The sequence below is a fragment of the Streptomyces tateyamensis genome (assembly GCF_003205575.1).
GTDB classification, from domain to species: Bacteria; Actinomycetota; Actinomycetes; order Streptomycetales; family Streptomycetaceae; genus Kitasatospora; species Kitasatospora tateyamensis.
Map to the genome: position 1 here is coordinate 1 of NZ_PYBW01000403.1, position 202 is coordinate 202.

Genomic DNA, 202 nt, shown 5'->3' on the forward strand with positions numbered 1-202 from the left:
GGTCGATCCCGTGGGCCACCGCCGGGTTGATGGTGTACTTGGCCACGTACCGGCGGGCCCCCTGGGTGTCCGCCCGGCCGTCGCCGGGCAGCGAGCCGCGCCGCAGCTTCATGCAGTGCGCGGTCTGCCAGGTGCGGCAGACGACCTCACCGATCCGGCCCATCGCCTGCGAGTCGGAACTGATGATCGAGATCGCGCCCAG

At 71.8% G+C, this 202-nt stretch carries 1 protein-coding gene; it reads right to left on the reverse strand.

What is annotated here, in order from left to right; all coding sequences use genetic code 11:
* The coding region (locus C7C46_RS33935) for an amidohydrolase family protein (RefSeq protein ID WP_146259363.1) at nucleotides 1-202 on the reverse strand (202 nt) is incomplete at both ends.